Annotated in this window: 22 protein-coding genes and 2 tRNA genes; 1 reads left to right on the top strand and 23 read right to left on the bottom strand. The window is 48.5% G+C overall.

Annotation, left to right across the window (positions count from 1 at the left end; translation table 11 throughout):
* Nucleotides 1–192 (top strand): hypothetical protein (locus tag ACHWTJ_RS00005; RefSeq protein ID WP_394678909.1); only part of this gene is annotated, 192 nt, incomplete at its 5' end.
* A gap of 198 nt (nt 193–390) precedes the next feature.
* On the opposite strand, the gene lysS is transcribed toward ACHWTJ_RS00005, so the two are convergent.
* From lysS to mfd, 23 genes are all read right to left on the bottom strand, one after another.
* Nucleotides 391–1872: a lysine--tRNA ligase gene (lysS, locus tag ACHWTJ_RS00010; RefSeq protein WP_294740328.1), complete on the bottom strand. Its 1482-nt coding sequence runs from the start codon at nt 1870–1872 to the stop codon at nt 391–393.
* A 162-nt stretch (nt 1873–2034) separates the two neighbouring features.
* Nucleotides 2035–3027, bottom strand: a complete 993-nt coding sequence (gene dusB / locus ACHWTJ_RS00015; protein WP_294748258.1) for a tRNA dihydrouridine synthase DusB — start codon at nt 3025–3027, stop codon at nt 2035–2037.
* Nucleotides 3027–3542 carry a 2-amino-4-hydroxy-6-hydroxymethyldihydropteridine diphosphokinase gene (gene folK / locus ACHWTJ_RS00020; RefSeq protein ID WP_294740303.1) on the bottom strand — a complete coding sequence of 172 codons (516 nt, stop codon included), beginning with the start codon at nt 3540–3542 and terminating at the stop codon, nt 3027–3029. The genes dusB and folK overlap by 1 nt, the downstream gene beginning before the upstream one ends.
* Complete coding sequence (gene folB / locus ACHWTJ_RS00025) at nt 3539–3910, bottom strand: dihydroneopterin aldolase (RefSeq protein WP_294740304.1); 372 nt, start codon at nt 3908–3910, stop codon at nt 3539–3541. The genes folK and folB overlap by 4 nt, the downstream gene beginning before the upstream one ends.
* 2 nt (nt 3911–3912) lie before the next feature.
* Nucleotides 3913–4698: a dihydropteroate synthase gene (folP, locus tag ACHWTJ_RS00030; RefSeq protein ID WP_294740305.1), complete on the bottom strand. Its 786-nt coding sequence runs from the start codon at nt 4696–4698 to the stop codon at nt 3913–3915.
* Nucleotides 4695–5534 carry an aminotransferase class IV gene (locus ACHWTJ_RS00035; protein ID WP_294748264.1) on the bottom strand — a complete coding sequence of 280 codons (840 nt, stop codon included), beginning with the start codon at nt 5532–5534 and terminating at the stop codon, nt 4695–4697. Before ACHWTJ_RS00035 ends, folP begins: the two co-directional genes overlap by 4 nt.
* Nucleotides 5518–6099 (bottom strand): aminodeoxychorismate/anthranilate synthase component II, encoded by a 582-nt coding sequence (locus ACHWTJ_RS00040; protein WP_294740307.1) that lies wholly within the window; start codon nt 6097–6099, stop codon nt 5518–5520. Before ACHWTJ_RS00040 ends, ACHWTJ_RS00035 begins: the two co-directional genes overlap by 17 nt.
* Nucleotides 6096–7481 carry an anthranilate synthase component I family protein gene (locus ACHWTJ_RS00045; protein ID WP_294748268.1) on the bottom strand — a complete coding sequence of 462 codons (1386 nt, stop codon included), beginning with the start codon at nt 7479–7481 and terminating at the stop codon, nt 6096–6098. Before ACHWTJ_RS00045 ends, ACHWTJ_RS00040 begins: the two co-directional genes overlap by 4 nt.
* 96 nt (nt 7482–7577) lie before the next feature.
* Nucleotides 7578–8513 carry a cysteine synthase A gene (gene cysK / locus ACHWTJ_RS00050; RefSeq protein WP_294740309.1) on the bottom strand — a complete coding sequence of 312 codons (936 nt, stop codon included), beginning with the start codon at nt 8511–8513 and terminating at the stop codon, nt 7578–7580.
* 80 nt (nt 8514–8593) lie between these two features.
* A complete protein-coding gene (locus ACHWTJ_RS00055) occupies nt 8594–8905 on the bottom strand; it encodes a hypothetical protein (protein ID WP_294740310.1) in 312 nt (103 codons plus the stop codon).
* Nucleotides 8906–8917: 12 nt separating this feature from the next.
* On the bottom strand, nt 8918–9841 hold the full coding sequence (gene hslO / locus ACHWTJ_RS00060) for an Hsp33 family molecular chaperone HslO (RefSeq protein ID WP_294740311.1): 924 nt from the start codon (nt 9839–9841) through the stop codon (nt 8918–8920).
* Nucleotides 9842–9851: 10 nt separating this feature from the next.
* Nucleotides 9852–10613 (bottom strand): type III pantothenate kinase, encoded by a 762-nt coding sequence (locus ACHWTJ_RS00065; RefSeq protein WP_029343061.1) that lies wholly within the window; start codon nt 10611–10613, stop codon nt 9852–9854.
* A 181-nt stretch (nt 10614–10794) separates the two neighbouring features.
* The gene (gene ftsH / locus ACHWTJ_RS00070) at nt 10795–12798 is read right to left on the bottom strand and encodes an ATP-dependent zinc metalloprotease FtsH (protein WP_294740312.1); all 2004 of its coding nucleotides are present in this window, start codon (nt 12796–12798) and stop codon (nt 10795–10797) included.
* A gap of 120 nt (nt 12799–12918) precedes the next feature.
* On the bottom strand, nt 12919–13464 hold the full coding sequence (hpt, locus tag ACHWTJ_RS00075) for a hypoxanthine phosphoribosyltransferase (RefSeq protein WP_023466560.1): 546 nt from the start codon (nt 13462–13464) through the stop codon (nt 12919–12921).
* A gap of 33 nt (nt 13465–13497) precedes the next feature.
* Complete coding sequence (tilS, locus tag ACHWTJ_RS00080) at nt 13498–14751, bottom strand: tRNA lysidine(34) synthetase TilS (RefSeq protein WP_394678910.1); 1254 nt, start codon at nt 14749–14751, stop codon at nt 13498–13500.
* Between the two features lie 48 nt (nt 14752–14799).
* Nucleotides 14800–14871, bottom strand: a tRNA-Glu gene (locus ACHWTJ_RS00085).
* Nucleotides 14872–14881: 10 nt separating this feature from the next.
* Nucleotides 14882–14958, bottom strand: a tRNA-Met gene (locus ACHWTJ_RS00090).
* 153 nt (nt 14959–15111) lie between these two features.
* Nucleotides 15112–15627 (bottom strand): S1 domain-containing RNA-binding protein, encoded by a 516-nt coding sequence (locus ACHWTJ_RS00095; protein ID WP_035413250.1) that lies wholly within the window; start codon nt 15625–15627, stop codon nt 15112–15114.
* A gap of 83 nt (nt 15628–15710) precedes the next feature.
* A complete protein-coding gene (locus tag ACHWTJ_RS00100; RefSeq protein WP_058713014.1) occupies nt 15711–16088 on the bottom strand; it encodes a septum formation initiator family protein in 378 nt (125 codons plus the stop codon).
* Between the two features lie 66 nt (nt 16089–16154).
* Nucleotides 16155–16427 carry an RNA-binding S4 domain-containing protein gene (locus tag ACHWTJ_RS00105; protein ID WP_023466556.1) on the bottom strand — a complete coding sequence of 91 codons (273 nt, stop codon included), beginning with the start codon at nt 16425–16427 and terminating at the stop codon, nt 16155–16157.
* Nucleotides 16424–17854, bottom strand: coding sequence for a nucleoside triphosphate pyrophosphohydrolase (gene mazG, locus ACHWTJ_RS00110; RefSeq protein ID WP_394678911.1), 1431 nt, complete (start codon nt 17852–17854; stop codon nt 16424–16426). The genes ACHWTJ_RS00105 and mazG overlap by 4 nt, the downstream gene beginning before the upstream one ends.
* Nucleotides 17851–19398, bottom strand: coding sequence for an oligosaccharide flippase family protein (locus ACHWTJ_RS00115; protein WP_394678912.1), 1548 nt, complete (start codon nt 19396–19398; stop codon nt 17851–17853). The genes mazG and ACHWTJ_RS00115 overlap by 4 nt, the downstream gene beginning before the upstream one ends.
* Nucleotides 19395–22910 carry a transcription-repair coupling factor gene (gene mfd, locus ACHWTJ_RS00120; protein WP_294740316.1) on the bottom strand — a complete coding sequence of 1172 codons (3516 nt, stop codon included), beginning with the start codon at nt 22908–22910 and terminating at the stop codon, nt 19395–19397. The genes ACHWTJ_RS00115 and mfd overlap by 4 nt, the downstream gene beginning before the upstream one ends.
* Nucleotides 22911–22962 lie beyond the last annotated feature (52 nt).

Below are 22962 nucleotides of genomic sequence, written 5' to 3' on the forward strand. Positions count from 1 at the left end.
CTCCATAAAGTGTTTGACTTGCTCGTTGTTGTGACCGAAGTCACGATTGACGAAGCTTGCGCTTCATTCGTTTTTGTATTCCGTAGAATACGATTTTTGCCTCATCGTTCAGTTTTCAAAGTTCGTCGTGTCGTTTTCAGCGACTTTAATATCTTAACAAGTTATCAACTCGATTGTCAACAACTTTTTTGATATTTATTTTTGTGTGTCACAACCATTCGCGGCACAAGAAGTAATATACCATGGCTTTTCGAATCGTACAAGCATTTTATTAGAAAAACATTTAAAAACTTTTATTTACCCGTTTTTCGACTCGTTTATCCTTAAATTAACTTCAAAAAGAACGCTCCGTTCCTTCTATACAGTATAGAAAGAACGGAGCTCCACTCATTAATTTTGTTGGTGACGCATCGTTGGGAAAAGTAATACATCACGAATCGATGGCGCATTCGTCAACAACATGACGAGACGATCGATCCCGATTCCAAGACCACCCGTTGGCGGCATACCGTACTCGAGTGCTTCAATGAAGTCTGTATCCATTTCATGCGCTTCGTCGTTTCCTGCTTCTTTTTCGACGAGTTGTGCTTCAAAGCGTTCACGTTGATCGATTGGATCGTTCAATTCCGTGAAGGCATTCGCATGTTCACGACGGACAATGAATAATTCAAAACGATCCGTAAAGCGTGGATCCTCTGGATTTTTCTTCGCAAGTGGTGATACTTCAACAGGATGACCATAGACGAATGTTGGTTGAACGAGTGTTTCTTCTACTTTTTGTTCAAAGAACTCATTCAAGATATGTCCTGTCGTCATGTGTGACTGGACTTCAACACCGTGTTCATGTGCTAGTTCGAGGGCACGTTCGTTTGAAATCTGTTCAAAGAAGTCGACACCTGTCGCTTCTTTAACGAGATCTACCATGTGTGCTCGTTTCCAACCGACAGATAGATCGATGACGTCTTCTCCGTAAGTGACTTGTGTCGTACCGAGTACTTCCTGTGCGACGTGAGCGATCAGATTCTCTGTTAAGTTCATGATGTCTTTATAATCCGCGTATGCTTCATAGAGTTCGATCATCGTAAATTCTGGGTTATGGCGTGTTGAGATTCCTTCATTACGGAACACGCGACCGATTTCGTAGACTTTCTCAAGTCCACCGACGATCAAACGTTTCAAATGGAGCTCAATCGCAATCCGCATGTAAAGCGTCATGTCGAGTGCATTATGATGCGTGATGAACGGACGAGCCGATGCTCCACCCGCAATCGTATGCAACATTGGTGTTTCGACTTCCAAGTATCCGAGGTTATCGAGATATTGACGGATTCCGCGAATGACTTTACTCCGCGTGATGAATGTCTCACGTGACTCTTGGTTCGTAATGAGGTCGAGGTAACGCTGACGGTAGCGTTGTTCGATATCTTTTAATCCGTGATATTTATCTGGAAGCGGACGTAACGATTTTGTTAATAACGTAAATGCTGTGACGTGAACAGAGAGTTCACCAACATTCGTTTTGAACACATATCCTTGAATTCCGACGATATCACCTAAGTCACATGTCTTATAGATCTCGTACGCCTCTTCACCGATGTCATCTTTACGGACATACAACTGAATTTGACCTTGTACATCCTGAACATTCGTAAAGCCAACCTTCCCTTTACGACGCGTCGTCATGACACGACCCGCGATAGCAACTTCCGGTTTTAGTTCAGCTAATTCGTCTTTTGTATGTTCACCAAATGATGCACGAATGCTCGCAGTATCCGTCGAACGTTCAAAACGTGCGCCGAATGGATCGAGACCTTGTTCACGCATGGCGTTCATCTTACCGAGACGCACCTGCATTTGATCGTTCATTTCCATATCCTGACTCACTGTCTTCACTCCTTTTAATAATGGTTCACGACGATTCTCTCGAATAAAAAGCTGCCGGAATGACCGACAGCCCTTTTAGAAAACCGATACGCTCATCTTCAATGCAACTAGCGTACCACAAAACGACGCTGTCCGACTATACTTTACCTGTTAGGCATATGCTACGTCTTCTTCGAGTGTCTGTAAGTACTGCTGTAACAATTCAACGAGTCCTGCGTGTGTGTCGATATTGAATAACGCATTGCGAACGCGACCGTTCCCCTTCATTCCTTTCAAATACCAGGCGACGTGTGTTCGCATTTCGCGTACGGCGAGTTCTTCTCCCTTTAGCGCGACTAGTCGTGTGGCGTGCAAGAGGCAGATATCAATCTTCTCACGCGCCGTCGGTTCTGCTGGAAGCGTTCCTGACTCGAGGTACTGGATCGTCTGATACAACATCCACGGGTTCCCGAGAGCGGCCCGCCCGATCATGACACCATCGACGCCGATCTCATCAATCATCCGTTTTGCATCTTGCGGAGTCTGAACATCTCCATTTCCGATGATTGGAATGTTGACCGCTTTTTTCGCTTCGCCAATGATGTCCCAGTCTGCGACCCCTTCATACTTTTGCGAACGTGTCCGCCCGTGGATGGCTACAGCTTTCGCCCCACCCGCTTCTGCCGCTTTGACATTATCAACACAATAGATGTGATGACTGTCCCAGCCGGTTCGCATCTTGACCGTCACCGGTTTATCGATCGCTTGCGTCACCGCATGAACCATCTCGTACACCTTATCCGGGTCAAGCAACCATTTCGCTCCAGCATCGCTTTTCGTGACTTTCGGGACGGGACAGCCCATGTTGATGTCAATGATATCGGCATTCGTGTTCGCTTCGACATATCGCGCCGCTTGAACGAGTGTCTCTTTTGAACCGCCATAGATTTGAAGACTGAGCGGTTTTTCCCGTTCATCCACGTACAGCATCTGTAGCGTCCGTTCGTTCTCGTACAAAATCCCTTTATCGCTGACCATCTCTGCACAGACGAGTCCTGCACCGAATTCCTTTGCGATTAACCGAAACGCCGGATTACAGACGCCTGCCATCGGTGCCAAGATGACTTGATTCTTCAGTTTGACATCACCAATGTTAAATTCCATTATTGTTCCTCCGCTTCTAAAAGCCCACCTAACCGTCGTACACCGTTTCGTTCTGTCTCTGGTAACTGCTGATACAACTGCTCGACGCTTTGCCCGAGACCTGGTATGACGCATGTTGCTGCGAGTTCACGTAATGGCGCGAGGACGAATGCCCGCTCTTGCATCCGTGGATGCGGAACAGTTAATCCTTCGAGATCAATGCGTTCTTCCGCATACAGCAAAATATCTAAATCAAGCGTCCGTGGTCCATTTTTGAATAGACGCTCGCGCCCTTCTAGCTGTTCGATTTCCTGCAGTCGTCTAAGTAAGACCTCTGCCTCATCCGTCGTTTGAATCGCGACGACCATATTATAAAATAAATCCTGATCGAGATATCCGACAGGTACCGTCTCATAAATAGAAGAGACCTTTACGTCATGCACAGACGGTAACGTTCTCAGGCGAGCAATCGCTGCTCTTAAGTGAGCCGCTTTATCGCCGATGTTCGAGCCAAGTGCAATGTAAGCTTCCTTCATGCATAGTCCTCCCGAAGACGATTGATCTCGACCGCCACATGTTCATAATGACCGGCAATCGGTGGATCCGGTTTGATGACCTTGATTGACGCTTCTTGAATTCGTCCGTCTAACGCAAAGACTGCTTTTGCAATACGATCCGCCAAGGCTTCGACGAGTTGGAGCGGTTCTCCTTCGACGACACGTTTCGTCGCTTCATACAATTCGGCGTAATTGACACTTTTCGTCAAATCATCCGTCCGACCGGCTTCTGCCAATGCAAGTCCGATCGATAAGTCGACATTAAAGCGTTGACCGAGTTTCGTTTCTTCTGCGAATACACCATGATACCCATAAAAACGCATCCCTGTTACATGAATTCGATCCACCGTTATTCCCCCTTCGTCGCAGCCAACATGATGTCCATCATCTGCGCTGCCCGTTTGACTTCTTTGACATCATGCACACGCATCCAATCACATCCTTGCTGAATTCCATAGCAAACCGTCGCAATCGTCCCTTCGAGTCGTTCTTCCGTCGGTAGTCCGAGCGCAAGTCCAATCATCGATTTACGGGACGTTCCGAGTAAAACTGGATATCCGAAGTCCGTTACGATCGATAGATGACGCATCAGGTACAAGTTCTCTTCATGCGTCTTCATGAATCCAATTCCCGGATCGAGCCAAATGTGCTCTTCCGCCACGCCTGCCTGTTTTGCTAACCGAATCGATTCCTCAAGGTCAGCTCGAACTTCTGCCAGCATATCTGTCCCATGCGCCGTCTCCCGGTTGTGCATCAAAATGATGGGTACTTTATGCTGCGCAGCAACGTTGACCATCGAACGATCGCCCCACTTCGAGCCCCAAACATCGTTGATGATGTCCGCCCCTGCTTCAATAGCAGCTTCTGCGACGACCGGTTTGTACGTATCGATTGACACGAGGACGTTTAGCTCTCGTTTGATGCGCTTAATGATCGGTAAGACACGGGCGAGTTCTTCTTCGACTGATACGAATGCTGCACCTGGTCGTGTCGATTCTCCACCGACATCGATCGCATCTGCTCCGGCCGCAACGAGCTGACGCGCTTGCCGCATCGCTTGTTCGACATCGACATATTGTCCACCGTCCGAAAAGGAGTCCGGTGTCACGTTCAAGATACCCATGATGTAAGTCATCGTTGTTCCCTCCTTGTCGTCACCTGTTCGACGGATTGATCGAACAGCTTCATGAGTTGTGTATATCCTGTTCCGTTAATTCCAGGGAAAGGGCGTCCGTCAAGTGACGAGATCGCGACTGCTTCCTGAACAGAATTCGTATAGATGATCTCATCTGCTTCTTCGAGCTGTGATAAATACGCTAGGCGTTCCTCGACCGGTACATGTTGCATGAGGAACTGACGGGTAATTCCGTTCAGTGCTCCGGTCTCAAGTGGTGATGTATACCATGTACTTCCGTAACGCCAAAAGATGTTTGACGTAATGCCCTCACAGACATGACCTTCCTTCGTCAAAAACAACCCTTCTGCTTCCGGATTGAACAATTGGCGTTTCGCCACTAGATTGTTCATGTAATGATGTGACTTCAAGCGGTAAGTCGTCTCCGGTGTACTGCGCGGTAAACGAATCGTCTCGAGTGCACGTTCCGCCCGTTTCCGCGGAGCGATTGGTTTCGCATAGATCAGCACGGTCGGCGTGTCGTAAGGATCGATCGATAACCCAATCTCGCGCGGACCAGCCGAGACGTTCAACCGAATGTATAAATCGTTCGCCTCATATGCTGCATATAAATCTTGGATTGCTTGCCGTAAGGCTTCCCGGTCATATGCTAGCTGGATTCCGAGTGCGACACAACTCATCCGTAAGCGTTCGATATGATCATCGAACAAAAACGGATGTCCGTTATAGGTCCGAAACGTCTCGAATACACCCATCCCGTAGACGAATCCGTGATCGAGTGGGGAGATGCGTACCTCTTCTTCTCGTTTAATGGTTCCGTCATGCCAGAGATACATAATGCGTCAACTCCAAGAAATTTTTTAACATCTGCTTCCCGTCTCGCGTCAAAATCGCTTCCGGATGGAACTGGACACCGAGAATCGGCAACGTCCGGTGACGGAGTGCCATGATTTCTCCGCCAGCTTCCGCAGTCACTTCAAGCACTTCCGGGAATGTCTCGCGTTCAACAACGAGCGAGTGGTAACGTGTCACCGGCGTCGCTTGTGGGATCCGTTCAAAGATGCCCTGTTCGTCATGCATCAGTGGCGAGACTTTTCCATGCATCAATTCCTTCGCGCGGACAACTTTACCACCGAATACTTGTCCAATCGCTTGATGACCTAAGCAGACCCCTAGTATCGGCACCTTCCCAGCGAAGTAAGCAATTGCCTCTAGACTGATCCCCGCTTCATTCGGTGTACAGGGACCAGGTGAGATGACCAGATGATCCGGTTGCAACGCTTCGATTTCCGCAAGCGTGATCGCGTCGTTACGAAATACCCGAATGTCTTGCCCGAGTTCACCGAAATACTGGACTAAGTTATACGTAAAGGAATCATAGTTATCAATCAATACAATCATTGCGTTCCCTCCGCTGTTTCTTTTGTCACCCATAACGCTTTTGCTTTACTGAGCGACTCTTCGTATTCACGTGCTGCGTCCGAGTCCGTGACGACTCCAGCACCTGCTTGGACATATGCCATACCGTCTTTTGCGACAAGTGTCCGAATCAAGATGTTGAAGATGACATCATCCGCCCAACTGATGAAGCCAAGCGATCCGGTATAGATACCACGCCGGACCGGTTCGAGTTCTTCAATGATTTCCATCGTCCGAATCTTTGGTGCTCCAGTGATCGTACCACCTGGGAACATCGCAGCAAGCACCTGACTTCCAGAGTGTTCCGGAGCTACTTCCCCTCTAACATTCGAGACGATGTGTTGTACGTGCGAGTATTTCTCGATCACCATCAATTCATCGACATGAACCGTGCCATAACGACTGACGCGTCCTAAATCATTCCGCTCTAAATCAACGAGCATCACATGCTCCGCCCGTTCTTTTTCATTATCGAGTAAAGTTTTCGCAAGTCGTAAATCCTCTGCTTCATCCTTCCCGCGTGGTCGTGTTCCTGCAATCGGGCGTGTCGCTAACGCATCGCCGATTTTTTCGACGAGCAACTCGGGTGAGGCGGACACGAGTGTTAAATCCTCATCCGCAAAGTAACCCATGTATGGAGAAGGATTGACTTGTCGTAATACATCATACAAATGTTCCGCTGTCGTCCCAAGCGGTTCTTGTTGACGGACGGACAAATTAACTTGGAAAACGTCACCGTCCTCAATATAGGATTTAATCCGGTGTGCCGCTGTCATGAACGCTTCTTGCCCGAAAGCTCGTTCTCGCTCGCCGGACGAACCGGTCGCTGTAAATCGAGGTGCGACCGTCTCGATACACCAACGCGCGATTTCCGTTTCAAGGACTCGCTCTGCTTCCTCTGCCGTGTCTCGTGTCACGGCAATGAACAACTGCTTCGTTTCCTCATCAAACACGGCGACTTCATCGTACCAGTAAAATGACAGATCGGGTGTTTGCAGATCATCCATCGCTTGTTCCGGTAGTTTTTCTAAATAACGGACGGCATCATAACTGACATATCCGGCAAATCCACCAAAGAATGGTGGCATTCCGTCCGGTCGGATCGATTCACGTTCGATGCGAAGTCGTTCGAGTATATTAAACGGATTCGCCAGCGATCTCTCGACTTTTCCATCTGTCTCAATCGTCGTCGTTCCGTCCTTCGTCCGGAGGTATCCGACAGGACGAGTCGCTGCCATCGTATACCGTCCGATTCGACCGCTTTCGAGCCAGACGTGTCCTGTCGTTCCAATCGTCTGTTCGACATATCGGTTGTAGAATTGTTCTTTCGTCCATGGTACTGCTTTATATTTCGTCTGTCGCATACGCGTCCCCCACTTCACACTATTCTGCTCTCATTATACGCAAAAAAGTACACGGAAGCCGAATGACTTCCGTGTACGTATGATGGATTACTTCGATTAGTCTGCTTCTTCCTCGACTTGATACAGCGGTGTACTTAAGTACCGCTCTCCGTTCGAAGGAATGATCGCAAGAACATTTTTCCCTTTACCGAGACGTTTCGCCGTCTTGAGCGCCGCTGCAATCGCAGCACCTGATGAGATACCGCCTAAGACACCATTCGTCTTCGCTGCTCGACGCGCGTGATCGAATGCCTCTTCCGTCGTGATTTGCTCGACCCCATCATAGATGTCTGTATCGAGAATCGACGGCACGAATCCTGCACCGATCCCTTGCAGTTTATGCGGTCCCGGTTTACCACCTGATAAGACTGGGGAATCCGTTGGTTCGACAGCGATAATTTCAATGCCTTGGAAGGCCTTGCGTAACACTTTACCAGCACCTGTGATCGTTCCACCCGTTCCGATTCCCGCGATGAACGCATCGAGTTGCATGCCTTCGAACGCTTCGACGATTTCAGGACCTGTCGTTTTTTCATGGACGACCGGATTGGCACCGTTATTGAATTGTTGTGGCATGAAGTAACCGTTCTCTTCCGCTTCCGCTGTCGCGCGAGCAATCGCACCCTTCATTCCTTCAGGACCCGGTGTCAGAATTAATTCCGCACCATATGCGCGGAGCAACGTCCGACGTTCCATGCTCATCGTTTCTGGCATGACGAGGATGGCGCGATATCCTTTCGCCGAAGCGACCATCGCCAGCCCGATCCCTGTGTTTCCACTCGTCGGCTCGATAATCGTGTCTCCTTCTTTAAGTTGACCCGCTTCTTCCGCCGCTTCAATCATGGATAACGCGATCCGGTCTTTTACGCTTGATCCAGGGTTCATGTACTCCAGTTTCAGATATACATCTGCATCCTCAGGACCCGTTAGATGATGTAACTTGACGATCGGGGTACGACCGACTAAATCTAATACTGAATTCGCAATACGCATGACCATTCCTCCTCATTAGTGAACCGCTTGAATTCCAAGTAATCCGATAGATTAATTATCAGCGGATTGGATGAAATCTGTCAATCAAAGCGTTTGACTTCCGGCTTTTTTCCATCCTTCGTCTGGCGTTCGACCGCTTCTTGAATCAAACGATCGATTGTCTGCTTCTCTTGCTCCGTTCGCATCGTCTGATAGACCATCGCTCGTGTGATTTTTTCATTACCGACTTCGGCAATGACATCCTCGAGTGGACCACCAATGCTGTCCTGAACGATTTTAGGAGAATCGACCTTTGGGAGCTCACCCATGAAGGCATAAGCACCGGTCATGAAATTCGTCAACAATAAGATGAAGATCAACATCCACAAGTACTTAGGTTGTACATTCCCCATATCGGATCCCTCTTATGCTCTTTCGAGTGATTTTTCGCGAAGTTCCTCTAATTCCGGAACGTCATAGTGATAATGTTCTGAACAGAAGTGACAAACAGCTTCCGCACCACCATCTTCATCAATCATCGCTTGAATCTCATCTGGTCCAAGGGCGATGATAGCTGTCGCTAATTTGTCACGGTCACACGTACATTCAAATGACACTGGAATCGTATCCAGATGTTCATAGTCACCAAGAACGAGTTCTAACATTTCTTCTGGTGTTTTTTCCTCACCGACAAGAATCGAGATCGGTTTAAGGGCAGCAACACGTTTTTCAAGTGCTGCAATCGTTTCTTCCGATGCACCTGGCATCAATTGGACGATCAAGCCTCCTGCTGCGATGACCGATTCGTCTTCTGGATAAACAAGCACACCTGCTCCAACGACCGATGGGCTTTGTTCCGATACAGCGAAGTAATACGTGAAGTCTTCACTGATCTCACCTGTTTGAATCGGTGACTGACCACCGACGAAGTCACGTAACCCAAGATCTTTGATGACAGAAATGTTTCCGCGACCGACGGCTTCACCGACTTTTAGTTTCGTCAGACCGTCTGCATTAACATACGTATCCATCTCGACGCGAGGACGGCTGACATATCCACGAACGACACCTTTTGCGTCGGCATCGACGATGATTTTCCCAATCGGTCCATCGCCTTCGACTTTTAATGTGACACGCGTATCGCCTTTTTGCATCGTACCCATCATTGCACCGATTGTCAGTGTTCGACCGAGCGCTGCTGTGACGACCGGTGTCGTCTGGTGGCGCAGTTGTGCTTCATAGACCGTTTTCGTCGAACGGATTGCAAACGCACGGACTTCTCCATTGAAGCCTAACGCCCGTACTAAATAGTCATCTTTTAATTGTGCTAATAATTCTTCACGTTTCATCTTGATTCCCTCACTTATTTCGTTCGTAGATAATCCGTAATCCATCTAACGTCAAGAATGGATCGACGACCTCGATCATCGTGGATTCCTCGCTGATTAATCGGGCTAAGCCGCCGGTCGCGATGACCTTCGCTTCACCCATTTCTTCTTTCATCCGGTGAACGAGTCCGTCCACCTGTGCCACATATCCAAAATACGTTCCCGACTGCATCGCATGGATCGTATTCCGTCCAATCGCTGACTGTGGTTTCGCAATTTCGATTCGCGGCAATTTTGCCGCCTTATTATAGAGTGCCTCGGTCGCAACCATCACACCGGGTGAGATGATACCACCGTAATACCGTTTTTGTGCATCAATGTAACAATATGTCGTCGCTGTTCCGAAATCGACGATGATCATCGGTCCCTCGTATTTCGCCGTCGCCGCTACTGCGTTGACGATTCGATCGGCTCCCACTTCACGTGGATTATCGACTTTTAAATCGAGTCCTGTCTTGATTCCTGGTCCAATCAAGAACGGACGGCGCTTAAAGTAACGTACACACATATTTTCTAGTGGAAACACGACGGGGGGTACGACAGATGATAACACGATTCCCTCGATTTCTTCCACGTTTAGCTCTGCGTCACGGAATAACGCTTTGACGAGCATACCGTATTCGTCCGTCGTCCGTGTCCGGTCTGTCGCAATCCGCCAATGCTCGATCAACTCTTGTCCTTGATAGACACCTAAGACGATATTCGTATTTCCGACATCGATGACTAAGATCATTTGCTTATTTCCCCGCTTCTTCTCGATTTTCATACTTCTTTTTATATTCCGTTATTACACGATCGGAACTATATACGTTGTGATTATACCATGCTCGTATAGTCACACCTACCGATGTGTATTCGCTCGGTCTGCCACAAAAAAGAACGGATTCGATATCAATCGAATCCGTTCCATCCGTTTACACTTGATCGTCGCGTCGCGGCGTATCTGGTGTATCCGTATCTACATTTTTCCCTTCGTCAACGACTGAACCCATTTGCGTTGGAGACTCTGTCGGTTGATCGACGATTGCATCTGTCGATTCCGGTGCTTTCTCTTCTGCTTTTGGAGTTGTTGCTTCTGGTTCATGTTTTTTGTATTCGCCCGTCTCTAGGAGATGGTGAATTTGTTTTTGGTCAAGTGTTTCAACTTCAAGCAACGTCGTTGCAATCAAGTCGAGCTGATCGCGCTTCTCAGTCAGGATATCTTTCGCCTTTTGGTAACAGCGGTTGATGATCGCTTGGATTTCCGTATCGATCTCGTGTGCGATTGCATCCGAGTAATTCTGTTCGTTTTGGAAATCACGGCCGAGGAAGACATTACCGCTTTGACCCGATCCGAATTGAAGCGGTCCGAGTTTTTCACTCATCCCGAATTCCATGACCATTTTCCGTGCAAGACCTGTCGCACGCTGGAAGTCATTGCTTGCCCCAGTCGAAACTTCTCCGAAGACGATGTCCTCTGCGACGCGACCACCGAGCAATCCAGTAATCTTATCTTCGAGTTCCGGCTTCGTCATGAAGTAACGATCTTCTTTTGGCAACATGACGACATATCCGCCCGCGTTACCACGAGGAACGATCGTTACCTTGTGTACTTCATCCGCATCGTCAAGCGTGACACCAATGATCGTATGTCCAGCTTCGTGCCATGCGACGATCTTTTTCTCTTTCGGCGAGATGATCCGGCTCTTCTTCGCTGGTCCAGCGATGACGCGGTCAATCGCTTCTTCGAGGTCAACGATCGAGACTTTATCACGATCTGCCCGAGCCGCAACAAGTGCTGCTTCGTTGAGAAGGTTCTCAAGATCCGCACCTGAGAATCCAGGTGTCCGTTGTGCGATGGCTTTCAAATCAACCGTTGAATCGAGCGGTTTATTCCGCGCGTGAACTTTCAAGACTGCTTCACGACCGATGACATCTGGACGGTCAACCGTGATTTGACGGTCAAAACGACCTGGACGGAGTAACGCTGGGTCAAGAATGTCAGCACGGTTCGTTGCTGCGATCATGATGATGCCTTCATTTTCACTGAATCCATCCATCTCAACGAGAAGTTGGTTCAATGTCTGCTCACGCTCATCGTGTCCACCACCGAGACCTGCGCCCCGTTGACGACCGACAGCATCGATTTCATCGATGAAGATGATACATGGAGCGTTTTTCTTCGCGTTTTCGAACAAGTCACGGACACGTGATGCCCCGACACCGACGAACATCTCAACGAAGTCAGAACCTGAAATCGAGAAGAATGGTACGCCAGCTTCACCAGCTGCGGCACGTGCGAGCAACGTCTTACCTGTACCTGGAGGACCTACGAGGAGGACCCCTTTCGGAATACGGGCACCGAGCTTCGCGAATTTACGCGGATCTTTCAAGAATTCGACGACTTCGACGAGTTCTTGTTTTTCTTCGTCTGCGCCGGCTACATCATCAAACGTGATCTTTTTCTTCTCTGTATCATAGAGGCGTGCCTTCGATTTCCCGAAGTTCATGACGCGACCGCCACCACCGCCACCTTGTGCTTGATTAATCAAGAAGAAGAAGAGGATGAAGATGATGATGAATGGAACAATCGTCGTTAGTAACGCGATCCAACCACCATTCGTTTCTGCTGCCTTGAAGTCCATCTTGACTCCTTGGCTTTTCAATTGCGTGTAGAGATCCGTTAGTTCCGTATCAACAGCCGGTACGACTGTTTCATACGTCGAATCTTTTTCACGCAAATCTCCTGTCACATTATACGTCTGGCCTTCATATTGGAAGGTAGCCGTCTTGATTTCACCTTTTTCAACAGACTCGACAAACTGTGTGTAATTGATTTCTTTGCTTTTGTTCACTGGACTCTGCAAGTATTGCAGAAACAAGATCAAAGCTAGAAAAATGACCCCAAACACGAGGGTATTCTTCACTGCTCGGTTCATCTTATGCCTCCTCTCCGCATCCATCTCGTTTTTCTAGTGGATGAATACGAATCCTGGCGCGACGGGGCGCGCTTTGTAATTGGTTTCATCTTATCATGGGACAGACGAGATTAAAAATAATTAGCCACCGTAGACTGCAGGTTTCAAGACACCTACGTACGGAAGGTTACGGTACTTCTCTTCGTAATCCAAACCATAACCGACGACGAATTCGTGCGGAATGACGAAGCCGCTGTAATCCGCATGCAAATCGTTTTTCCGTCCTGTCGGTTTGTCGAGCAATGTCACGATTTTAACGGACTTCGCTTTCCGGTACTTGAAGAGGTCGACGAGGTAACCAAGCGTCAATCCGCTGTCGATGATATCTTCGACAATCAAGATGTCGCGTCCTTCTACCGATGTGTTCAAATCTTTTTCAATCTTGACTTCACCTGTTGATGTTGTCCCACCGTGATACGTTGAAACGTCCATGAAGTCCATTTCAAGGTGCATATCCATCTTTTTGACAAGATCAGACATGAACGGCATTGCGCCTTTTAAGACACACACAAGCAACGGAAAACGATCGTGATAATCCGCTGTCAATTCGCCGGCGAGTTCGCCCACTTTATTTTGGATCTCTTCTTCTGAAATCAGTACTTTTTCCATATCGTTCATCAAGGTCATGCTAGGTATTCCTCCTCCATAATAAACACTACATTACCATTCTATCATTAAATAAGATTTTGCGAGGAGTTCAAATGACCCGAATATTGCAATTCGATGTCCAATGACGGCTAAAATCACTCCATTTGCATCGACGACGACCGGAACCTGTTCTCGGAGATAACGCGGAACCTTAGCGTCAATCAGAATTCGACTGACTTTTTTCGATCCCATCGCAAGCTGAATCCGATCTCCCGGATGTGGTGGACGTACCGTCAACGGGAACGTAATCGCGTCCAGCGGGATACCTTGGTGTCCGATTGAGAAGCGAACCATTTGTTCACCATAATGATACGTTCCCAAATTCTCCCCTACTTGAAACGGTAAATCGTCATTCATTGACCGTATCACACGATCCTGCATCAAAAAGCCATATGCACGTCGCATCCTCCAGTTTCCATAATACACTTCGTCCGAGCCCTTATCCACCCGAAGCCACATAACAAAGTGACGAATCACATCGGAAGAAAACGTTTCGCCCGTTAATGTCGGCAAGACGAGTCGCTGTAAATCCGTCGGTAATTCTAAAATACGTACGAGCGGAATTCCGTTCTCTTCCTTACACTGGTCGAGATAGGTCGCGACGAATGTCGTCTGCTCACGCATGATTTGCTGTCGCGCATGTGCTGCCGCTGCTGTTGCCTGTTCAAACCCGGGACGAATGTCGCGAAGTGACGGAACAATCGTATGTCGAATTTGATTGCGCAAATATGTGGTTTCTGCATTTGATGCATCTTCTCGCCATGGAACTTCATGTTGCAACGCATACTCGAGTAATGTTTGCTTCGATTCGTGTAGCAACGGACGATGTAACCAACCGTTACCAAACGGACGAACCGTCGGAATCCCATCAATTTGCGCTTCTCCACGAACGAGCTGAATGAGTAGCGTCTCAATTTGATCGTCTTGATGATGAGCGAGAACGAGATGCGAACGCCCGGTTTCTTCCATGATTCGTTCAAAAAACGCATACCGTTCCTCACGACAAGCTGCTTGAGAGCTCGTACGTCCGGTCCATTCTAAACGTGTCATGAAAAAGGAGATCTTTCGGGACGTCGCCCACTCCTTAATAAAGCACGCTTCCTCGTCTGATGCTTCTCGTAATCCATGATGCACATGTGCAATTGCGACATCATACCCTTCTTTGTACAATCGATCAATGAGTACCATCGAGTCACATCCTCCCGACACACCTACTAAAAGTGGTTCGAACGGCACACCTTTCATAACGAATTCACCCCTTTCCATCAAAACCTAAAAAAGCTATCTCTATATAATAGAGATAGCTTTTAAGAATGACCCGTACGGGATTCGAACCCGTGTTACCGCCGTGAAAGGGCGGTGTCTTAACCGCTTGACCAACGGGCCAAAAAAAATATGGTAGCGGCGGAGGGAGTCGAACCCACGACCTCACGGGTATGAACCGTACGCTCTAGCCAGCTGAGCTACACCGCCATATTTTTAACTCGTGCGTCTTAAGCACATTTTCTATAATACGGGCAGGTCAAATGAAAGTCAACGCTTTTTATAAAAATAATTTCAAAAAAATAAAAGATGGAATGAACGGCGTCATTCCATCTCTATTCTTATAAAGAACAGGTCAGCAAGTTATTGACGTTTTGCGCCGCGTCCGCCACGTTTTGAATCCGTTTGACGTTTCAATGTAGCAAGACGATCTTCACTATCTTTCAGGAAACTAGACATCAACGTATCGAACGATTGTTCTTTGCGCGGTGGTGGTGTATTGCGACCACCTTTGTTGAAGCCTCCACGGTTACCGCCTCCACGTGGTCCCTTGTTATCGAACGAACGTGGTCCGCGATCTTGTCCTGCTGGACGTGGTCCACGGTCGAACTGACGTGCAGGACGAGGACGCTCGCCTTCTGGACGATCAACGGCTTTTTTGATGGAAAGACCAATCTTACCATCGTTTTCAACACTTAAGACTTTGACAGTGATTTCTTGACCAACCGTCAACACATCATTGATGTCTTTAACGTAAGAATCTGCCACTTCACTGATGTGAACAAGACCAGTTTTCCCTGTTGGTAACTCAACAAACGCTCCGAAATTCGTGATGCCTGTTACTTTCCCTTGTACTTTGCTGCCTACTTCAATCGACATAAATTGTATTGCTCCTTTTTAGTTGATTCGTTTCTTATTATACGAGTGATTTATTCTTTTTTCAATCAATCGGCAACCTTCAGTTAGTCTTCTGGTGAAAAGTAGAAGATCGTTTCCCCTTTTTTCGAATAGAGCAACTCGCTCCGGGCTAAGTTCGCTACATACTCTTTATCATTAAGACGATTAATTTCTTCTTTCAGACGGGCGGTTTCTTTTTTCGCTTTCGTCTGTTCTTGTTCAGCGACTTGAAACGACTGCTTTTGTTCGGCGATCAATTGCCGCTTTTCCATGTATGACCACCCCATGAGGGAAAAGATGAGCAAAAAGACGGTCAGACACAGGAAAAAGCGATTCTTGAGACGTCGACGGTTTTCGATGGCATTCTGACTCAACTGCTTCTTACGGTCATTGAGCGGCTTGATCTTTGGCGTAGGGCGCCCCGATTCGAGCGGTGTTGGCATATCATCCCTCCTCTTTCTGAATGGTCATCCCTGATTCCCTCTAGTATACTTCCTTTTTCAGGTAAATTACATTGATTCTTCGGAATTCACTTTTTCTTCACGAATGATCTCATACATGTCAGATGCTTCTTCTTTTTTCGCATGTTCTTTAATACTCGAAATCGCAACCGTGACAATCTTGTTTCCGAACCGAATCGTCATCTCATCACCTGCTGCTACCGTGCTACTTGCTTTCGCCACATTACCATTGATCGTAATCCGACCTTGATCGGCGACTTCTTTCGCAAGCGTCCGTCGTTTAATCAAACGCGATACTTTTAAAAATTTATCAAGTCTCATGACTGTTCCTCCTGCTTCGCTTGATGCCAAAGTGAATCTTGCTCTTCAAGCGTCATCTCAACGAGCGGTCGATCCGCTAGTTGTTCCATTCGTGTAAATCGCCGGATGAATTTATCATTCGTCCGTTGCAGTCCCTCTTCTGCCGAGAGACCGAGATACTTCCCGACGAGCGTCATCGAAAACAGGACGTCCCCAAATTCACCAAGTTGTTCTTCTGGTGTCGCTTCCTTCAATTCTCGTAACTCTTCGATCACTTTTTCAAGTGCACCCTCGACGTCTGCCCATTCAAAACCGATTTTCGCCACTTTCTTTTGAATGTCTTCTGCGCGCATCAAGGCGGGTGCTCCTTTCGTCACACCATCGAGCAAGGATGTTCGCTCTGGTTTCTCTTGTGCTTTGATGTCTTGCCAGTTCGAAACGACGTCGGCTGAAGAATCAACAGTCGCTTCCCCGAAGACATGCGGATGGCGACGAATCATCTTGTCACTGACGCTTCCAATGACATCTCGAATATCGAAATATCCTTCATCCAGACCAATTTGTGCGTGGAGCATGACCTGTAACAGGACGTCTCCTAATTCTTCTATCATTAAGTTATCGTCCTGAAGATCGATTGCTTCCAGTAATTCGTAAGATTCTTCGATTAAATGACGTTTTAAGGACTCATGTGTCTGCTCTTGATCCCATGGACAACCACCTTCACCACGTAATCGCGCGATGATCTCTTTTAATGTCGCGAAGTCACGATTCAACGTCTGCTCATCCGTGACGGGTGGCACGTAGACTGTCGTCAAGTTACTGAGCGTCGTCACATGATCGAGTTCATACAACGGCACACTTTGGACGGTTTGTTTGCTTGTACCTGCTGCCGTGACAAGAGTGACAAGATGTTCGTCCGGATAACGTTCCATCAGCTGAACCTTTAAGTCACCGGCGACGAGCGCATCATAGACTTGTCCAATCAGCAGATGTTGACGGATCTGTGCTTCATCGACGGCAAACGCCGTTGCATCAAGCAACTGGAATCCTTCAATCGGATCCACACCAAGCGCCGCGAACATCGGATCAAGAAAACTTTGTCCGCCTACAACATCGACCGCGTCCGTCCGTTCTAACAACTGCTGGACGGTACTTTCAGCGACCAGTGGATGACCTGGAACGGCGTAGATGATGTCCGTCGTTTCGGAAAGGCGAAGCAATTCCTCAACAATTTCTGTGTATACGTCTTCAAAGCGACTATGTCGTTCGTAAACCGAGTCAAATGATGTAAAGTTCATTCCCTCTGCTGCGAGTTCTGAAACGACAGGATGATCCATTGTCCGTAAATAGACAGGTTGTGTTGTGTTTTTTAATAATCGATAGATGCCAAACGGCAATTGTTCCAGTTCGCCGACGCCAAGGCCGACGATCGTGATTCGGTGTGTCATATACTCCTCCTACGTTGGTACATCTGATATAACTTATCTCCTAAAGGCAATAGCGCCCACTCTTGTGCTGTTAATGCACGGACGCGTAATGCCATACTGCCATAAATGATGGCACCACCGACGACAAGGACGCCGACTTCGAGTGCCGCACCGATTCGTGTCTCAAGCTCAAACAGCTGGAAGAACGTTTCGATCAGGTACAGAAACACACCCATGGCGAGCACAGGTAAGACCAGTCGGCGGTAGAACGTGTTTCCTGCCGATACGCGACCGAACTTCCGATTCAATAAAATCCATTGTGCTGCCGCCATGACGGCAAAACCGCCAAATGTCGCCATACCCGCCCCGATCATACCATATCGGGGAATGAAATAGAGATTCAGAGCGAGCTTCGCCCCTAATCCGACAAGAACACCAACGAGCGCATATTTTTCAGCATCGACCGACTGGAGACAAGAGATGATCATCATTGCAATCGAAGCAGCAAATGCCGTCGCCGCGAGCCAAATCAGCCCTGCTGTTCCCTGGTCATCTTGATACAACGCAATATTGAGCGGACGCATCACACCCATTAGTCCAATCGTCGCTGCAGCGGCAATCAATAGACCGGAACGGAGTAATGTCTCGAGTTGTTGACGCATCATCTGCGGATCATGCTTTCGATATGCGGTTGATAAGGACGGAACACTCGCAAGACTCATCGATGTCGCAAAGAGAATCGCGAATTGCAGTAACGGATAGCCACGGTCGAGCACCCCTTTTTCAATTTTCGTCTCTGTCGTATTGCCAAGTAGATTGACGAACGTCAATCCATCGATCAATTGCATCAGCAATAAAGCAAGTGAGGCAATACTGACCGCCACCCCGCTTGTCACAAGTACCTTCCCAACCCGCCGTACGTGAATACTTGAAAACACAGGGCGACCGATTTTTCCTTTCGCAAAACGCAACAGGACGAATAACGAGACGATGCTGCCACCGATTGCTGTCAGATGGGCACTGGCACCAATCCAGTAAGGGTCCGCTTGCATCGAGACACCGATATAGGTCACGAGCAACAATAATCCGACGCGGACGGCATTTTCAGAGACTTGGGATACAGCTGTTGGTCGCATTTCAAGATCCGCTTGGAACATACCTCTAAGAACGGCAATCACCGGTAGTAAATAAAACGTACACGTGACGGCTCGCAACGGAACAACGAGTTTGTCGTCTCCAAACCACCCCGCAAGTGTCGGGGCAATCCACCATCCGAGCAAACCAAAGAAGACCGTCATCGCAAGTAAGACGTACAAAATCGACCACAAGACTTCTCGTTTTTCATCTGGATGATGGAGCGTCAACTTCGCCACAATGACAGGCAGCGCATAAATACCTAGCGCTGCCGCTATCGCGAATAAGGGATAGACCGTCTGATAGACGTACAGTCCGAAGTCGCCTGCAAGATTCTGATACGGAATCCGGTAAAAGAAGCTGAGCAATTTCGAGATATAGCTAGAGATCGCAAGCAGTGCTGCGCCTTGCGCAATCGTTCGTCTATTCATCGTGCGACGAGCCGACGATCAAGCTCTGCTAGCAACTGTTCTGCTTGCATCGTCATCTGTTGCGTCGACTGCTTGTTCCGGTTGAGCGTCAAGACAAGCTTTTGTTCTTGTTGTCCCATCCCTAGACCACGACCCAGTGGAACAGTCCATTTAACGAAATCCGCCACATCAAGCTGCTGTGTGGATTGGAGCGACAAGACGATCTCGATTTTCGAATCGGTTTGTTTGACGCGCTCGACACGCGCTCGTTCAGCAAAAATGCGCATCCGTGTCAATTGGATCAAACGAGCAACCTCATCTGGGAACTCACCGAATCGTTCGAGCATCTCTGTTTCAAGTTGTTCGAGACTATCGACGGTATCGACATATTTCAAGCGTTTATAAAATTCGATTTTCAGCTCGGAGTCCGTCATGTAGTGCGATGGAATATACGCATCGAGACTGAACGTGAACTCAGGTACGAATTTCTGGACGCGTTTTTTTCCCTTCATCCGTTCTTTCCGTTCTTCAACCGCTTCTGCGAGCATCTGTGAGTAGAGATCGAAACCGACCGAATCAATGAAGCCCGATTGTTGGGAACCGAGTAAGTTCCCGGCACCACGAATCGATAAGTCACGCATCGCGATCTTAAAGCCACTACCGAGCTCCGTGAATTCCTTTATCGCTTGTAGTCGACTTTCTGCGACTTCCGTCAATCGTTTTTGCGGACGGTACGTAAAGTACGAATAGGCGACACGACTTGAACGACCGACACGACCGCGTAATTGGTACAGTTGGGATAGTCCCATTTGATCCGCGTCGTGAACGATCAACGTGTTGACATTCGGAATGTCGATTCCTGTCTCGATGATCGTCGTACTGACAAGAACATCTGCATCCCCTTCAAAGAATGCGATCAACTGACTTTCGAGTTCGGTTTCCGTCATCCGACCGTGCGCCGTGACAATCCGCGCTTCCGGTACGAGCGCGCGAATCTCTTCTGCCTTTCGCTCGATGCCTTCGACCCGGTTATAAAGGAAGAACGCTTGTCCACCTCGACCGAGTTCCCGCTCGAGTGCTTCTCGCATAACGATTCCGTCGTATTCCATGACATACGTCTGGACCGGATAACGGTTTTCAGGTGGGGTCTCAAGGACTGAGAGATCGCGGATCCCGATCATCGACATGTGCAATGTCCGCGGAATCGGTGTCGCTGTCAACGTCAAGACATCAACGTTCGTCTTCAACTGTTTCAAACGCTCTTTGTGTTTCACGCCGAATCGTTGCTCTTCATCAATGATCAACAATCCGATATCAGCGAACTGGACATCTTTCGACAGCACACGGTGTGTCCCAACGACGACATCGATTGTTCCCTCTTTTAGTCCTTGTTTCGTCGCCTTTAATTCTGCTGGCGAACGGAACCGGCTCATGACCGACACACGAATCGGCCATTCACTGAATCGCTCAAGCATCGTTTCGTAGTGTTGTTGTGCAAGGACGGTCGTTGGTACGAGTAACGCGACTTGTTTTCCAGACATGACCGCTTTGAACGCTGCTCGAATCGCAACTTCCGTTTTTCCATATCCAACGTCGCCACATAATAGACGATCCATCGGACGCGGACGTTCCATATCCTTCTTGATCTCGGCAATCGATCGTAATTGATCGACCGTTTCCTCATATGGGAACGAAGCCTCGAATGCTTGCATGTTGTCGTCGTCCTCTGGGAACGCAAAACCGACGGCAGCCTCGCGAGCCGCATAGAGCTTGATTAACTCGTCAGCGATATCCTCGACCGATTTCTGGACCTTCGCTTTGACCTTTTTCCATTCCGTTCCACCGAGTTTATAGATCTTCGGCTCTTTTCCTTCAGCCCCGACATACTTTTGAATCAAGTCGATCTGATCAACAGGAACATACAACGAGTCCTCTCCCGCGTAGACGAGATGGAGATAATCCTGATGATTACCGGCTACATCAATCGTCTTGATGCCATGGTACCGCCCAATCCCGTGATGAATATGGACGACGTAATCGCCTGTCTTCAATTCTTGGTAACTCTTGATCCGTTCAGCGTTCGTCAGCTTCGTCGTCTGCTTCCGGCGACGCGCTGGTTGCTTGAAGACTTCTTCTTCCGTGATGACGACGAGACGCGCATTCGTCATCTCGAATCCACCATGGATTCCACCGATCAGAATCGCGGGTTGACCACGAGTGATGCCTTCTTTTGTTACGATCGAGGCTTCGACCCCATAGTCGGATAACGTCTGACGCATCCGCTCGGCACGTTCTCGGTTACTCGCTAAGAAGACCATCCACATGTCAGCGCGACGATATCGCTCGACTTCTTGCTTCAGGCGTTCCATCTGACCATGGAACGGTGCAATCGGTTTGATGCTGAAATGGATTGCCGCACTTTCCGGTACCCCACTCCGACGGGTCGGTAGGAGCGAGAGATACAACAATGGTTGTCCTTCAAAGACATGTGCCATCGGAACGGACAGGACGTAATCACTGACGCTTTGTCCGCGTTCAATGAGAGACGCCATCCATTCTGCTTCCTCTGCATCCTGGACTTCCGCCGCTTCTTCGACCCGTGCGACTTCATCGACGATCAAGACGCTTCCCGTCACGTCTTGGCGTAACGTCGACGTGTAGAGGATCGGTGCATACTTCGCGAACTGTTTCGGACGATCGCCGTTTTCTAACAACTCGACGTCATAAGCAATTCCCTCTTCAAGTGCCGCGAGGACCTCCGTACTTTGGACGCGCTCTTTCGTCGCCTCATAAAGACGACGGACTTTTTCACCTGCGTCCTTCAACTGATCCTTCGTCGCGAAGTGTTCCGCCGCTGGCATTAAACATGCTTCTGCGACGACGCCGAGCGAACGTTGAGTCTCCGCATCAAATGTATAGATCGAGTCGACTTCCTCGTCGAATAGATCGAGCCGGTATGGGCGTTCGACCGTCAGCGGATAAATATCGATGATACTTCCGCGAACAGCAAACTCACCTGGTGTCGTCACGGTCGCTGTCCGTTCGTACCCCGCATCGACTAAATCCTGGACGAAGTCCGGAATCGATATGATGTCGCCCGGCTTCACCTGTTTGACGTGTGACAGGAACGTCTGTGCATCTGGAACATATCGACGCAAGCCAACGAGCGGAATGATCAGAATCCCGTCGTCTGTCGTCAGTAAACGATGCCGGGTCTCGATCCGCGTCGCCCGCAGCTCTGGACTAGCGCCATAAGAAAGTTCCGCTGCTAATGTCTCATCGACTGGATAGAGCATGACGTCTTCTTCCGGTACGAGTTCAATCAAATCATCGTACAGTTTTTGTGCTTGGAACATGTTATGTGTCACGAGTACGAACCGACGTTTCGTTTCTTGATAAATCCCGGCGACGAACAATGCTTTCCCGCTGTTCATCAGACCGGTGATCAACTGGGCGTTAACACCGTCCCGGAAACGTTCCCGAACCGTCTTGATTTCAGGAATCGCTAGTAAGAGTTCTTGTAATTGTTTCATCTTCTTCCTCCTAAAACACGACAGCAAAAACGCTTTGGAACCCCAAAGCGTT

The organism is uncultured Exiguobacterium sp. (assembly GCF_964277885.1).
Lineage (GTDB): Bacteria > Bacillota > Bacilli > Exiguobacteriales > Exiguobacteriaceae > Exiguobacterium_A.